Genomic DNA, 13988 nt, shown 5'->3' on the forward strand with positions numbered 1-13988 from the left:
CTGTCGCGTCGTGCGTGCGCCCCGCATCCTGCGGGCATGAACCCAACGCGCACAATCGACCTCATCGTCATCCACTGCTCCGCCACGCCCGATGGCCGCTGGACGAGCACGCTGGATATCGACCATTGGCACGCCCAGCGCGGTTTTCGCCGCGATCCGTCGGCGGCGGCCCGTTTCAATCCTGACCTTCGCAGCATCGGTTACCACTGGGTGCTGTACCCGAACGGCGCACGCGCCGCGGGGCGGCATCCGTCCGAGGTGGGCGCGCATGCGCGCGGGGTGAATTCCCGCTCGCTGGGCATCTGCCTCGTCGGTACCGACCGTTTCACGTACCCGCAGTGGGGCGCGCTGCTCGACCAGCTGCGGCATCTGTGCGCGGCCCATCGCGTACCGCTGCAGCTTGCCGACGCGTCGAACGGTTACCGCGGGGTGTGCGGTCATCGCGATCTGGCCGGGGTGAACAAGGAGTGCCCGGGGTTCGATGTGGGCGACTGGCTGGCTGGCGACATGCTGCCGCTGCGCAATCACTCGCTGGAGCTGCCGAAATGACGACGCGCGTTTCCGTGACGCATCACGACGCCGAGAGCGGCGTTTCACTGCTCGCCCAGGTGTTCCAGGTGGATCCGTATGGCCAGGTGATCGACACGCCTGTGCGCTCAAATGCGATCGCGCCGGGCGTGACGGCGACCGTGCATCTCAAGCCCGGCAACGTGCTGGTGGTGCGCGAGATGGGGGAATCGCAGGGATGAGCATCACGATTCCGGTCATCGACCGCGTGCTGGAGCTCGGCAGCGAGATCCTGAAGCGCGCCATCCCCGACCCCGCGCAGCGTGCCGCGGCGGAGCTGGAGCTGTACCGCGCGCGCCAGGCGGGCGAGCTCGACGTGGTGCGGGTGCAGCTGTCGGCGATCCTGGCCGAGGCGCAGAGCGCAGACCCCTGGACCAGCCGGGCGCGGCCCAGCTTCATGTATGTGATGTACGTGATGATCCTGGCGTCGATCCCGGTGGGCATCGCGCAGGTGTTCAACCCGGCCGCAGTGGCCGCCTTCACGGTGGGCGTCACCGCCTGGCTGAATGCGATCCCGGAGGAGCTGTGGTGGCTCTTCGGCGCCGGTTATCTCGGTTACACGGGCGCCCGTTCGCTGGAGAAGCGCAAGGGGGCCGCCCGGTGATATCCGACGAGATCAAGTTCGGGCTGGTGCTCCTCGGCAGCCTCGGCAGCATCATCAACACGGTAGCCAACGCCGGGTTGTGGCTGTACGTGCGCTACGGCGATCGCAACAAGGAAGTGGACCGCAAGTTCTCGAAGTTGCAGGAGGACTTCGACGATCGCGCCGACGAGCAGGACAAGCGTCTGGCGCGCCTGGAAGGCCGTCTGGACCGGGCGCCCACGCACGACGACCTGGGCAAGCTCTACGAAAAGATCAACGCCACCACGCAGGCCGTGAGCCAGATGGCGGGCGAAATGAAGGGCATGAACGACACGCTGCGCCTGATCCTGGCGCAGATTGCAGAGAAGGGGATGCGATGAACACCGCCGAACAGATGGTCGAGAGGGACCGCCGCCGCGCGATCCTTGTGGTGCTGGTGATGGCGCCCGCCTACATGATGCCGGCCCGCGGCCTGCGCGAGCAGATCGGCCTGGTCGGCTACACGGTGAGCCTCGACCGCGTGGCGACCGATTGCGCCTGGCTGGCCGAGCAAGGGCTGGTGGAGTGGAAGAACGACGTGGCGACCTTGACCGATCGCGGGTCGGACGTGGCGACCGGCCGTGCGCAGGTGCCGGGCGTGAAGCGTCCGGAGCCGGGGCAGCTGTGATGAAGATCATGGCTTCCGTTCCCGTTCGCAAGGTCCAGCTTGTTGGCGCGTCGACGTTCGAGTGCGAATGGATCGAGTGCGAAGTGGTCGGGCTCGCCCGGTGGCGTGCCGACCGGCATCGCCCCCGCTACTACTACCAGGCATTTGTCCTTAAGCCGGTAGAACTGCACCCGGAAGCGCCGAACGGCGCAGCGTACATCGATGCGGCGTTGTTTCAGGTCAATGTGTGCCGCAGGAAGAATTCTCGTTGGAAGCCGCCGGTATTCCCCGCGGGCAAGGGGCATGTGTGGTTGAAGGACGGCTATGGCACACGGTGAGGACACCCGCCGGGCCGTGCGCGGCGCCTACGTCTTCGACCAGCTCGGCCTCGAGGTGGCGGCCGTCAAGGAAGGCGTGCCGACCGCGACCGCGCGGCGCTGGAAGCGCGAGGCGAAGGACGCGGGCGACGACTGGGACAAGGCGCGCAGCGCGCAGATGATCGCAGGGGGCGGTATCGAGGACGTGGTGCGCCAGACGCTGGCCGTGATGGTGCAGCAGGTACAGGCCACCATCGAATCCATCCAGGCCGCGCCGGATATGGACCCGACCACCAAGGTGCAGATGCTCGCGAGCCTGGGAGACTCGTACCACAAGCTGGCGAATGTCTCGCGGCGGCTGATGCCGGAGACGGACAAGCTGGCGATCGCGATGGACGTGCTCAAGCGCTTCGGGGAGTTCATGGCGAAGCGCAAGCCGGCGCTGGCCGGGGAGTTCGTGGAGCAGCTCGAGGCGTTCGGGGATGAGATTGCGAGGGCGTATGGGTAACAACCAGGAGCAACCCAAGATGAAGACGTACCTTACGCCGGCAGACGTGGAGTCCGTGATCGTAAAAGAGACCGTGGAGAACGTCCCCGCGACGACGATCACAATGGTTACGCTGCATCTGCGCAACGGCGCGAAGGTCGTGGGGATTAACTACGGCGCCATCGATCCGACCCGGCAGGACTGGAGCATCGGCCGCAGCGAAGCTCGAAAGCAGGCCATCGAGAAGGTCTGGGAGCTGGAGGGCTACCTCCTGCGCGAGCGCTTGGCACCGCCTGTGGCTCGGTACAATGACCACCAGCACCCGTAAATCCTTCCTCGCCGACCTCGCGAACCTCGCCGCCTCCTTCCGTGCCCGGATCGAGGCCGAAGTTGCCGGCTTTGACCCGGACCCCGCCGAGTGCCAAAAGCGGCGCAAAGCCGCGCACGCGGACTTCGGCTACTTCACGAACACCTATTTCCCGCACTACGTCCGCAGCCCGCACCGCTCGCGCCTGCACGACTACCTGTTCGCGCGGCTGCCAGAGATCGTCGCCAGCAGCAAGAGCGAGACCGACGCGATCGCCGCTCCTCGAGGAGAGGCGAAGTCGACGCTGGTGTCGCAGCTCTTCGTGCTGTGGTGCCTGGTCACCGGCCGCAAGCGTTACCCGGTGATCGTGATGGACTCGATCGACCAGGCGTACCCGATGCTGGAAGCGATCAAGGCGGAGCTGGAGTTCAACCCGCGGCTGCAGATGGACTTCCCCGAGGTCACCGGCCAGGGGCGCGTGTGGCAGGCCGGGACGATCGTTACCCGCAACGACGCGAAGGTGCAGGTGGCGGGCTCAGGCAAGAAGCTGCGCGGTCTGCGGCATGGCCCGTACCGTCCGGATCTGGCCGTGCTCGACGACATCGAGAACGACGAGCAGGTGCGCAATCCCGACCAGCGCGACAAGCTGCAGAGCTGGGTGTCGAAGACGATCCTGCCGCTGGGCGGCGCGGGCGCCAAGTTCGACGTGGTGTATATCGGCACCATCCTGCACTACGACTCGGTGCTGAACCGCACGCTGGCGAACAAGCTGTGGCGCGCGGCGAAGTTCAAGGCGCTGCTGAAGTGGCCGGACCGCATGGACCTGTGGGAGCGCTGGGAAGAGCGCCTGCGCAATGACGGCGAGGACGCCGCGGACGCGTTCTACCAGGAGCACCGCGAGGCGATGGAGGCCGGTTCGGAATGCAGCTGGGCGGCGCGCCCGCTGCTGGCGCTGATGAAGATCCGCGCCCGCGACGGCCACGACACCTTCGACAGCGAGTACCAGAACGACCCGGTAGCGGGCGACAACGCGCCGTTCGCGAAGGTGATTTCCTTCTGGGTCAATCGGCTCGCGGACTGGATTTTCTACGGCGCCTGCGACCCCTCGCTGGGCAAGGCCGGGGCGAGCCGCGATCCGTCGGCGCTCCTGGTGGGCGGCTTCAACCGCTCGACCGGCATCCTGGATGTGGTCGAGGCCGGCATCAAGAAGCGCCTGCCCGATCGCATCATCGAAGACGTGATCGCCTACCAGGCGGAGTACCGCTGCCTGCTGTGGGTGATCGAGACCGTGCAGTTCCAGGCCTTCCTGTACTCGGAGCTGGTGAAGCGCGCTGCCGCCCGCGGCATTCCGGTACCGGCGCGGGGCGTGCAGCCGATCGCGGACAAGCTGCTGCGCATCGAGAGCCTGCAGCCGCACATGGCGAACGGCCTGATCCGCCTGCACCCGGGGCAGACCACGCTGATCGACCAGCTGCGCCACTTCCCGAAGGGCGACCACGACGACGGCCCGGACGCGTTGCAGATGCTGTGGATGGCGGCGACCAGCGGCATGGGGAGCATCGGCGGTTTTCAGAGCGTGGCGCGGCATGGGGGCGGCGGCGTGGGCGGCGACGACTTCGGCGGGTTCTCCTCGAGGAGGATGTTCTGATGATCATCAAGATCGACGACATCGAAGCGCCGACCAACGTCATTTGCCTGTCGGAGGCCCGCACCCGTTTTCAGATCGACAAGTGCCGGCATGTGCATCTGGCCGTCGATGAGGATCTGGCCGAGGTCGAGTGCACCGATTGCGGCGCGAAGTTGAACGCGATCGCCGTGCTTGCACGGCTCGCCCGCGAGGAAAGCCGCTTCGAGCAACGCCGCGTGGCGATGGTCGCGGAACGCGAAAAGCTCGAAGCGAAATCACGAACGAAGTGCCAGCACTGCGGGCAAATGACGCACGTGCGGCCCGGAAGGTAACCATGGCAAAGATCCTCGACCAACACGGCACCCCCATCGACACCGGCATCCTGCGCGAGCCGCAAACCGCGCGCGTGGCGGTGCTCCAGCACGAACTGGTGCAATCGCAGCTCGACGGCCTGACCCCCGCGAAGGCGGCGCGCATCCTGAAGGAGGCCGACACCGGCAACATCATCGCGCAGCACCAGTTGTTCGACGACATGTACGACCGCGACGCGCACCTGCGCTGCGAGTTCGACAAGCGCCGCGGGGCGGTGCTGGGGCTCGACTGGTCGATCGAGCCGCCGGCCAACGCGAGCCGCGCGGAGAAGAAGCTCTCGGCTTGGGTCGAGGAGATCCTGCGCGACGTGGTCGACGATCTGGAAGACGTGATCCTCGCGATGATGGATGCGGTGGGCCACGGCTTCGCGCCCATAGAGATCGAGTGGGAGCGCTGGGGAACGGAATGGCTACCGAAGTTCCACCCGCGCCCGCAGACGTGGTTCCAGCTCGACGCGATGCGCCGCTCGCTGCGCCTGAAGGACGGCAGCTCGGACGGCGCGGAGCCGATCCCGATGGGCTGGATCATGCACCAGCACGTGAAGGCGAAAACCGGTTACCTCGGCCGCATGGGCCTTTCGCGCGTGCTGCTGTGGCCCTTCCTGTACAAGGCGTACAGCATCGGGGACTTCGCCGAATTCCTGGAAACCTACGGGCTGCCGATCATCGTCGGAAAGTACCCGCAGAGCGCGACGCCCGAGGAGAAATCGAGCCTGATGCGCGCGGTGACGGCGCTGGGGCACGATGCGCGGGCAATCATGCCCGAGCAGATGGCGATCGAGATCCAGAAGATCACCGGCAGCGCCTCGGGCACGCCGCACCTGGAGATGGTCGATTGGGCCGACCGGGCGCAGTCGAAGGCGATCCTCGGGCAGGTGCTCTCCAGCGAGGCGAAGGCGACGGGGCTGGGCTCCGGCGTCGCAGATCTGCACGCCGAGGTGCGCCGCGACATCCTGATCGCCGATGCGCGCCAGATCGCCGGCACGCTGACGCGCGACCTGGTGTATCCGCTGATCGCGCTCAACCAGGGCGGGCTCGATAGCTATCGCCGCTGCCCGCGCTGGGTGTTCGACCTGGGCGAGGCGGAAGACCTGAAGCTGTATTCCGAGGCGCTGCCGGCGCTCGCCCAGGGCGGCGCGCGCATCCCGGTGAGCTGGGTGCATGAGAAGCTGCGCATCCCCGAAGCGGCCGACGATGAGCCGGTGTTCGGTGGCAACGTAACGCCCCCGGTACAGCCGGGCGCGCAGTCCGTGGCGCTGACCGCGCGTTATCGCACGGCCGCGCTCGCGACGCGGCTGGAAACCGGCGCCTCGTCGGGCAACTTCGCGGATCCCGCCGACCGCCTGACCCCGGCGCTGGCCGCGCAGGCGGAAGAGCAGATCAACGCCTGGCGCGAGGACATCGAGGCGATGCTGGCCGCAGCCGGCAGCCTGGAGGAGTTCCGCGAGCAGCTGCTGGCGCGTTACGAGCACCTGCCCGCCGACGAGCTGGTAACGGTGATGGCCACGGCCCTGTCGGCGATCCACCTCGCCGGCCGCAGCGAGGTGCAGGATGGCCGATAAGGCCACCGCGGGCGCGGCCGGCGCGTTCGATCTCCCGTTCGCGGAGCAGATCGGGTTCTTCCGCCGGAAGCTGAACCTGCCGACCGAGGCCTGGGACGACATCCGCAAGGCCGCGCACGACCGGGCCTTCGTCGTTGCCGGGGCGATGAAGGCCGACCTGCTGCAGGATCTGCGCGAGGCCGTCGCCAAGGCGATCGCCGCCGGCACCACGCTGGAGACCTTCCGCAAGGACTTCCGCCAGATCGTCGCGAAACACGGCTGGACGGGCTGGACCGGCGAAGGCTCCAAGGCCGGCGAGGCGTGGCGCACGAAGGTCATCTACGAGACGAACCTGCGCACGAGCTACGCGGCCGGCCGCTGGGCGCAGCTCACCGACGCGGACATGGTGAAGAACCGCCCGTTCTGGCGCTACGTGCACAACGACTCGGTGCTGCACCCGCGCCCGCTGCACAAGCGCTGGGGCGACATGCGCCTGACGCTACCGCACGACCACCTCTTCTGGCAGACCCACTTCCCGCCCAACGGCTGGGGCTGCCGCTGCCGTGTGACGGCCGTGACCGGTCCGAAGGACGGCGACGCCACCGAGCCGCCCGCGGGCTGGCGCGCGATCGACCCCAAGACCGGCGCGCCGATGGGCATCGACAAGGGCTGGGCCTATGCCCCAGGTGCGAACGCGGCGACGCCGCTCGCCGATCTGGTCGGACAGAAGCTGCTGAACCTGGACGCGCCGATCGGCGCCGCGATGTGGGAGCAGCTCGCCCCCGCGCTGGCGATGGAACGGCGGCTGGCCTGGTACGACACCGTCGACGCCTGGCGCGCGAGCGGACCCGTCGGCGCGCGCCGTCATCACGTCGTCGGCGCACTGCAGCCTTCGGTCCTCGACTGGTTGCGCACCGAGCGCCAGATCGAGCCCGCGTCCGCCGAGATCGCGGTTCAGGACAACCTGGTGCTGGGGCCGAAGGAACGGCGCCACCAGGAGCGCTCCCGCGATGGCCTGACCGATGCCGAATGGCGGCGCCTGCCGGAGCTGCTCGACGCGCCCGAACAGGTGCTCTTCCACGAGCGCACCGGGCACCTGCTGTTCGTCCTGCCGGCCGGCGAGGACGCCGCGCAGAAGATCGCCGTCGAGTTCGATTACCGCATCGGCAAGAAGACGGACGCCCGCGAGCTGAACATGATCGTCAGCGCGTACCGCCAGGCGATGCGCGACATCGACGGTGAAGTGAAGGGCGGAGTGTGGGTGCCGGTGGAGTGATGCGGGCGGAGAGTCGGCAGTCTCTCATTCACCGGCGGCAGCGCCGCCCGGGACACGTGGACGCCGAAAATTTCCACGCCTCGCCCGCACTGAGAGGATAGCCCAGATGGCCGACAGCATCACGATCGAATTCGACCGCGCCCCCGTCCGCGACGCCCTGAACCGCCTGCTCGCCACCCTCGGCCCCGCGGGCATGGCCCCGGCCATGAAGGAAATGGGCGAGGTCCTGCAGGAATCCACCAAGCAGCGCTTCGCCACCAGCACCGCTCCGGACGGCACGCGCTGGGCGCCCAACGCGCAGGCGACGTTCGACAGCTACCTGAACCGCGACGGCAAGAACTTCAACAAGGACGGCCGCCTGGGCGCCAAGGGCGCAGCGCGGGCGATGAACAAGAAGCCGCTGGTCGATACCGGCATCCTCGCCGACTCCATCGACTGGCAGCTCGTCGAAGGTGGGGTCGAGATCGGAACCAATCGCTTCGCAGGGGAATGGGACGGCGGCGCGGCGGTGCACCAGTTCGGCAACCGCAAGGGCACGATCCCGGCTCGGCCGTTTCTGGGGGTGTCGGCGGAGGATGAAGTGCAGGTCCTGGAGATCGTGGAGCGGCACCTGCTGGGGGCGCTGGGAGGGTAAAGCGCCCGACGCGTTTACAGCCCCGTGGAGCGGTTTGAAGGGGTGAGGGGCGGCGTAGGTATGTCCGCAGGGGTGTTGCGGGAAAGTAACGGGGTAGTAACGGGGTTTATGAGTGGCTGATATGATATTCGCCATGCAACACATCTCACATCCGATGCCCCAGCCGAAGACCAGCGAACTTGAGCAGCGCTTGGTTGTGCTGTTTGACGAGCAGTGTCCCGACGATTTCAGGTTGCGCCGCCTTGAGGGGGACGCCCTAAAGCAAGTCGCCTCGGGCGTCGATGTTGCTGCGGCATACACAGTGCTTGGGGGCGTGGCCTTTCTTAGGATGGACGAACGAGCGATGCGCTCGGCGTTTGAGCGGGCGTTCTCTTGCCCTGGTATTGCTGTGGAGTCGTACCTGAATTACGCGACATTTCTTTCTGCTCTGCTGTATTTTGAGGAGTCGCAGGCGATTCTTTCGGATCTCGTCCAACGCTTCCCGGACAATCCCACGGTATTAGGCAGTGCAACGGAGGCCGCCATGGCTGCAGGACGATTCAGATTTGCCGCCGACTGCCGCTCGGCAGCCCATAGGCTTGGCCTTTCAGATCAAGGCAGCTCACAGTTCAATCTGACGGGTAATCCGATGCTCCCCCTTCTCTTGGATCGACTCGCCGGCGACGGCGTGGATGAACGGGTAATTCATCAGGCCGTGCAAGTGGCGGGGGAGGTTATCCGTAGGCGCCACGGGCAAGTCATCAGTTGGGTCGGCGACTTTACCGACGCGCCATCCATGGTGAGCATGTTCACAGTTCGTGCCGAATTCGATGACATTGCCAAGACGAATCTGTTGATAGCAGATGCGTTAGTCGAGCATGGACTCGATGACACGGCCAGCTATCTGACCCTCAGTTGTGTGCGACACGCCGATGCCTATTACGCCTGACAGCTTTATCGGCCTCGCGAGGGAGTTGCTTTCCGATGACGCGTCCGAGGTGGCTTTAAGATCAGCTACCAGTCGCGCGTATTACGCCGCTTACCATCTCGCAAAGGATCGTGCCGAGGCAAGCTGTCCTCAAGTTCCTGCGCACGAAATCAGAGGGGGGAGCCACGAATTAGTAGTGCACCGCTACATTGCAGAGGGTTCGCTGGCCGCTCGATCAATCGCATACACGCTGCGTGATCTCAAGGCGAAGCGTGTGATTGCAGATTACGAACTTGGCCAGCACTGGAAGCGGGAAGAATCTGAAAGTCACGTAGCCACGGCCGCGGCGCTTATGGAACGAATCGCTCAGCGGTAGGATCTGCAGGCCTCCTGCGCGCCCTTGTCCATCGGAACGCCTTCCCCTCCCTAGCCCCACCCCCCGCCGCCGATTATCGGCGGCATGGCTACCCGCACCGCTTCCCTGACCGTCCTCCTGCCCGCCGCCGGCGCTGAGATTCAGCTTCTGCCGGCGGGCGTGTTCCGTTCCGCCGACGGCTCGGGCCGTCCGGCCGGCGTGGCCGGCTGGAAGCTCGATGCGCTGACGGCTGCCCGTGTCATCCAGGCCGCAGCCGCCCGCGAAACCCCCCTCGTCATCGACTACGAGCACCAGACGCTACACGCCGAGAAGAACGGCCAGCCCGCGCCCGCGGCCGGCTGGTTCCACGGATCGGGCCTGCAATGGCGCGAAGGCCGCGGACTCTACGCGACCGACGTCGAATGGACCGCGCGCGCCCGCAACATGATCGGCGACCGCGAATACCGCTACCTGTCTCCGGTGATCGACTGGGACGACAAGACCGGCGACATCCTCGCGCTGCGCATGGCGGCGCTCACCAACAACCCCGGGCTCGACGGCATGACGGCCGTGGCCCTGTCCGCACTTTTCCACCACCCCTCTGAAGAGGAGAACTCCGTGAACGAGATGCTCAAGAAGCTGCTCGCCGCGCTGGGTCTGCCCGAGGACGCCAGCGAGGAGACGGCCGTCAGCGCCGTTGCCGAGCTCAAGTCCAAGGCGGACAAGGCCGGCGAAGCGCAGACCGCGAAGGCCGAACTGGCCGCCCTGAAAGCCTCAGTGGCCACCGCTGCCGGCGCCACCCCCGACCCCGCGAAGTACGTGCCGGTCGAGACCATGCAGGAGCTGCAGACGCAGGTCGCCGCGCTCACCGCACGCATGACCGAAGGCGAAGTCGCCGACGTGGTCGAAGGCGCGCTGGCCGCCGGCAAGCTGCTGCCGGCGCAGAAGGAATGGGCCGAGAGCCTGGGCAAGAGCAACCTGGCCGCGCTCAAGGGCTACATCGCCACGGCTCCGCAGGTCGCTGCGCTCAAGGGCATGCAGTCGCAGGGCAAGCAGCACGGCGGAAACGCCGACCAATCCACCGACGCAGATCTCGCGGTGATGAAGGCGCTGGGCCTTTCCGCCGAAGAGTTCGCCAAGGGCAAGAAGGAGTAACGCGACATGGCATTGACCGCCCCCCGTAACACCCTCGCGCGCACCGGCGATGTGCTCGACTTCCCCGTCGCCGCTTCCACCACCATCCACCAGGGCGCCCTGGTCGCGCTGTCGGCCGGCTACGCCGCGCCCGGCGCCACCGCAACTGGTCTCGTCGCGATCGGCCGCGCGGAGGAATCCGCCACCGCCGTGTCGGCAGGCGACGCCAAGGTGCGCGTACGCCGCGGCACCTTCAAGTTCGCCAACAGCGCGTCGGGCGACCTGATCGCCCAAGCCGACGTCGGCGCCGACTGCTACATCGTCGACGACGCCACCGTCGCCAAGACCAACGGCACCAACACCCGCTCGCGCGCCGGCAAGATCGTTGCCGTCGATACGGATGGCGTGTGGGTGCAGATCGGCCTCGGTCAGTAACGCCCCATCCCACCAGGAGTACTTCCTTATGAAATCGATTCCTCGCCTGGCCTTCGTGTGGGCCGTATCGCTGGCCGTCGTCGGCCTCGCACTCGCGTTCGGCTATGGGCCGTCGCACACCGAAGGTGTCGCGCTGATGGGCTTCGGCGGCATGCTCATCACGCCGTCGTCGCTCGCCTCGCTGGCACAGGGCTTCAACGCCGCCTTCCTGCGCGGCTTCGAGTCCGTGCCTTCTACCTACAAGCAGGTGGCCATGGTCATCCCGTCCACGTCCGACGCCGAGAACTACGGCTGGATGAAGGACATCCCCGGCATGCGGGAATGGGTCGGCCAGCGCACCATCAACAACCTCGAAAGCTCGCCCGCCCAGCTCAAGAACAAGACGTGGGAACACACCATCGGTGTGAGCCGCGACAACATCGAAGACGACAAGCTCGGCATCTACAGCAACCTGTTCGCGATGCAGGGCGAGATCGTCGCGCGCCATCCGGATGACCTGGTGTGGGGCCTGCTCGCCGCCGGCTTCGCGACCAAGGGCTTCGACGGCCAGTACTTCTTCGATACCGACCACGTCGGCTACACCCGTGCCGGTGCCGAGGCGAGCTGGAGCAACACCGGGGGCGGATCGGGCGCGCCGTGGTTCCTGATGGACCTGTCGCGCGCCTACATGAAGCCGCTGATCTTCCAGGACCGCCGCAAGCCCGCGTTCCGTCCGCCCAAGGTCGATGACGAGTCGGTGCAGAAGGAGAACACCTACCTGTACTCGGCCGACGCGCGCTACAACGCCGGCTTCGGCTTCCACCAGCTGGCCTACGGCAGCAAGGCGACGCTGGATGCCGCCGCGTACGAAGCCGCCCGCGTGAAGCTCGCCGGCCAGTTCCGCCCGGACGGCTCGCCGCTGGGCGTGAATGGCACGCACCTGGTCGTCGGCCCGAGCAACGAGGCCGAAGCGCGCAAGCTGCTCGTCGCCGAAACCGACGCCGCCGGCGCGACCAACGTCTGGCGCGGTTCCGCCCAGCTCATCGTCTCGCCCTGGCTGGAGTAATCCCCCATGGCAAAGGGCACCCAAGCCGGCCGACTCAGCGGGCCGGGCGCAGCCGGGGGCGCGGGCCCCGGCACCACGAATACAACCGCAGCCGAGAAGGCAGAGAACGCGGTTGTGGCCGAAGGGGCGGCTCCGGCCGCCCCGGAAGGCTCCAGCCAGTTCGACGCCACGCACGTCACCGGAGAGGGGAGCAGTCTCCCCTTGGGGGGCGAGATGGTCCCGCAGGAAGGCGTACTTCGCCCCGGGGTGTTGCAGACAGATCCTCCGGACTGGCTTGCGATTGCCAGAGCCGCGGGACGGGGGGCGATCGAGGGCACGGTCGAGGAGATCGCCGGCGAGCCCGGTCCGGGAACCGTGGTGAGCGGTTTTGTGATGACGCACCTGCGCATCGCCTCGCGCTCGCCGGCGGGCTTCCGCCGCTGCGGCCGGCGCTGGGGGCCGGAGCCGGTCGAGGTGGATGCGGACGAGTTCACGGAAGCCGATATCCTGCGCCTGCTCGATGAGCCCGAACTGATCGTGGCAGCCGTTACCGGCGGGCTGCTGCCGGTTGTCGAGTAACGCCGGAAGTTTCGGCACAACAAGAGAAACCAGAATGCCCGAGATGAGAGCAAAGCTGCAGGTGAGTTTTGTCCAGGAGCACTTTTCCGAACTGGACGGGGTGAAGACCAAGTACAGCGAAACGGTGGTGATGCACGCGGTTTGCCGGACCAACGGCTATTCCGACACCAACGGCGACGACGAGGACAACACCTACGCCAAGTACTCGCCGCAGGCGGACTTCCGTATCACGGTTGCCAACCCGGCGCTGTTCGGCCAGTTCAAGACCGGCGACAAGTACTACGCCGACTTCACCCGCGCCGAGTAAGCCGTGACCTACGCGACCGTCGCCGATCTGGTCACCCGCTTCGGTGAAGCCGAGCTGATCGACCTGACCGACCGTGCCGACCCGCCCGCGGGCGTCGTGGACACGGCGGTGGCCGACGGCGCGATCGCCGATGCGGTGGGCGAGATCGACACGTACCTGGGCGTGCGCTACGCGTTGCCGGTGTCTCCGCTGCCGGCCCTGCTGGTGATGGTGACGTGCGACATCGCGCGCTATCGCCTTCATGGCACCCGCGTCACCGACGAGGTGCGCGCCCGGTACGACGACGCCCTGCGCTGGCTGAAGGACGTGGCCCTGGGCCGTGCGCTGCTGCCCGGTGCCACGGCTGCGGCCAATGGCACGACGACGGCCGCGCTGGCTGAAGTCGTGCAGGCTGGGCGCAAGGTGTTCGGCGGGGGCCTGCAGTGATTCCCCCGATCGACTTCCTCGGGCTGGAGCCGCTCATCATCGAGCGGCTGAAGGCCACCGTGCCGGCAGCACGCGCAGTGCTCGCGGCCGAGGATCTCGCCGACGTGCAGGAGCGCAGCCAGGTGGCCCCGGCCCTGCACGTGATCTACGGCGGTTACCGCGTCCTGGAGGCTACCGACACCGGGCGCGCCGCGACCACGGAGCAAACGTGGATCGTGGTGGCGGTGGTCAAGGGAGCAGGCCAGCGCGGCGACGCTCCGGCCGCGCTGCGCGCCTCGGCCGCGGCCCTCGTCAGCCCGGTGCTGTCGGCGCTGATGGGCTGGCGCCCGGCCGATCGCATGCGCCCCCTGAAGCTCGCAAACGGCCCGCGGCCCGTGTTTTCCGGCGGTTTCGCCTATTTCCCCCTGACCTTCACGGCAACGGTGCCGGTGCAGGTCGAAAAGCAATGAAGAGGAGTACCAAACA

The 13988-nt window shown here is 67.1% G+C and carries 21 protein-coding genes; all 21 read left to right on the top strand.

Annotated elements, in window-relative coordinates:
- Positions 1 to 36: 36 nt before the first annotated feature.
- The 21 genes from BW991_RS13525 to BW991_RS13625 all read left to right on the top strand — a co-directional run bounded on the left by BW991_RS13525 (position 37) and on the right by BW991_RS13625 (position 13972).
- Positions 37 to 549, top strand: a complete 513-nt coding sequence (locus BW991_RS13525; protein WP_076602636.1) for an N-acetylmuramoyl-L-alanine amidase — start codon at positions 37 to 39, stop codon at positions 547 to 549.
- Complete coding sequence (locus BW991_RS13530) at positions 546 to 749, top strand: hypothetical protein (protein WP_076602637.1); 204 nt, start codon at positions 546 to 548, stop codon at positions 747 to 749. The genes BW991_RS13525 and BW991_RS13530 overlap by 4 nt, the downstream gene beginning before the upstream one ends.
- A complete protein-coding gene (locus BW991_RS13535; protein WP_170879103.1) occupies positions 746 to 1171 on the top strand; it encodes a holin family protein in 426 nt (141 codons plus the stop codon). Before BW991_RS13530 ends, BW991_RS13535 begins: the two co-directional genes overlap by 4 nt.
- Positions 1168 to 1530, top strand: a complete 363-nt coding sequence (locus BW991_RS13540; protein WP_076602638.1) for a DUF2730 family protein — start codon at positions 1168 to 1170, stop codon at positions 1528 to 1530. Before BW991_RS13535 ends, BW991_RS13540 begins: the two co-directional genes overlap by 4 nt.
- On the top strand, positions 1527 to 1817 hold the full coding sequence (locus BW991_RS24020; protein WP_076602639.1) for a VpaChn25_0724 family phage protein: 291 nt from the start codon (positions 1527 to 1529) through the stop codon (positions 1815 to 1817). The genes BW991_RS13540 and BW991_RS24020 overlap by 4 nt, the downstream gene beginning before the upstream one ends.
- Positions 1817 to 2134 carry a hypothetical protein gene (locus BW991_RS13550; protein ID WP_076602640.1) on the top strand — a complete coding sequence of 106 codons (318 nt, stop codon included), beginning with the start codon at positions 1817 to 1819 and terminating at the stop codon, positions 2132 to 2134. The genes BW991_RS24020 and BW991_RS13550 overlap by 1 nt, the downstream gene beginning before the upstream one ends.
- The gene (locus BW991_RS13555) at positions 2121 to 2621 is read left to right on the top strand and encodes a DUF1804 family protein (protein WP_076602641.1); all 501 of its coding nucleotides are present in this window, start codon (positions 2121 to 2123) and stop codon (positions 2619 to 2621) included. The genes BW991_RS13550 and BW991_RS13555 overlap by 14 nt, the downstream gene beginning before the upstream one ends.
- Before the next feature lie 19 nt (positions 2622 to 2640).
- Positions 2641 to 2928, top strand: coding sequence for a Gp49 family protein (locus BW991_RS13560; RefSeq protein WP_076602739.1), 288 nt, complete (start codon positions 2641 to 2643; stop codon positions 2926 to 2928).
- Complete coding sequence (gene terL, locus BW991_RS13565) at positions 2909 to 4555, top strand: phage terminase large subunit (protein WP_076602642.1); 1647 nt, start codon at positions 2909 to 2911, stop codon at positions 4553 to 4555. Before BW991_RS13560 ends, terL begins: the two co-directional genes overlap by 20 nt.
- The gene (locus BW991_RS13570) at positions 4555 to 4866 is read left to right on the top strand and encodes a hypothetical protein (RefSeq protein WP_076602643.1); all 312 of its coding nucleotides are present in this window, start codon (positions 4555 to 4557) and stop codon (positions 4864 to 4866) included. Before terL ends, BW991_RS13570 begins: the two co-directional genes overlap by 1 nt.
- A gap of 2 nt (positions 4867 to 4868) precedes the next feature.
- Positions 4869 to 6467 (top strand): DUF935 domain-containing protein, encoded by a 1599-nt coding sequence (locus tag BW991_RS13575; protein WP_076602644.1) that lies wholly within the window; start codon positions 4869 to 4871, stop codon positions 6465 to 6467.
- On the top strand, positions 6457 to 7722 hold the full coding sequence (locus tag BW991_RS23520; protein ID WP_084205081.1) for a phage head morphogenesis protein: 1266 nt from the start codon (positions 6457 to 6459) through the stop codon (positions 7720 to 7722). Before BW991_RS13575 ends, BW991_RS23520 begins: the two co-directional genes overlap by 11 nt.
- Before the next feature lie 106 nt (positions 7723 to 7828).
- Positions 7829 to 8356 carry a phage virion morphogenesis protein gene (locus BW991_RS13585; protein ID WP_076602645.1) on the top strand — a complete coding sequence of 176 codons (528 nt, stop codon included), beginning with the start codon at positions 7829 to 7831 and terminating at the stop codon, positions 8354 to 8356.
- A 133-nt stretch (positions 8357 to 8489) separates the two neighbouring features.
- Entirely contained in the window at positions 8490 to 9284 is a 795-nt protein-coding gene (locus BW991_RS13590) for a response regulator (protein WP_139335936.1), read from the top strand.
- Between the two features lie 439 nt (positions 9285 to 9723).
- Positions 9724 to 10773 carry a phage protease gene (locus BW991_RS13595; RefSeq protein ID WP_076602647.1) on the top strand — a complete coding sequence of 350 codons (1050 nt, stop codon included), beginning with the start codon at positions 9724 to 9726 and terminating at the stop codon, positions 10771 to 10773.
- A gap of 6 nt (positions 10774 to 10779) precedes the next feature.
- Positions 10780 to 11187: a hypothetical protein gene (locus BW991_RS13600; RefSeq protein ID WP_076602648.1), complete on the top strand. Its 408-nt coding sequence runs from the start codon at positions 10780 to 10782 to the stop codon at positions 11185 to 11187.
- Between the two features lie 28 nt (positions 11188 to 11215).
- Entirely contained in the window at positions 11216 to 12232 is a 1017-nt protein-coding gene (locus tag BW991_RS13605) for a Mu-like prophage major head subunit gpT family protein (RefSeq protein ID WP_212566896.1), read from the top strand.
- 6 nt (positions 12233 to 12238) lie between these two features.
- Positions 12239 to 12790 carry a hypothetical protein gene (locus BW991_RS13610; protein ID WP_076602649.1) on the top strand — a complete coding sequence of 184 codons (552 nt, stop codon included), beginning with the start codon at positions 12239 to 12241 and terminating at the stop codon, positions 12788 to 12790.
- 34 nt (positions 12791 to 12824) lie between these two features.
- Positions 12825 to 13097 carry a hypothetical protein gene (locus BW991_RS13615; RefSeq protein ID WP_212566897.1) on the top strand — a complete coding sequence of 91 codons (273 nt, stop codon included), beginning with the start codon at positions 12825 to 12827 and terminating at the stop codon, positions 13095 to 13097.
- Positions 13098 to 13100: 3 nt separating this feature from the next.
- On the top strand, positions 13101 to 13523 hold the full coding sequence (locus BW991_RS13620; protein WP_076602650.1) for a gp436 family protein: 423 nt from the start codon (positions 13101 to 13103) through the stop codon (positions 13521 to 13523).
- A complete protein-coding gene (locus BW991_RS13625; RefSeq protein WP_076602651.1) occupies positions 13520 to 13972 on the top strand; it encodes a phage tail terminator protein in 453 nt (150 codons plus the stop codon). The genes BW991_RS13620 and BW991_RS13625 overlap by 4 nt, the downstream gene beginning before the upstream one ends.
- Positions 13973 to 13988: the final 16 nt, after the last annotated feature.

This window comes from Aromatoleum tolulyticum, from assembly GCF_900156155.1.
In the GTDB taxonomy this organism is placed as follows: domain Bacteria; phylum Pseudomonadota; class Gammaproteobacteria; order Burkholderiales; family Rhodocyclaceae; genus Aromatoleum; species Aromatoleum tolulyticum.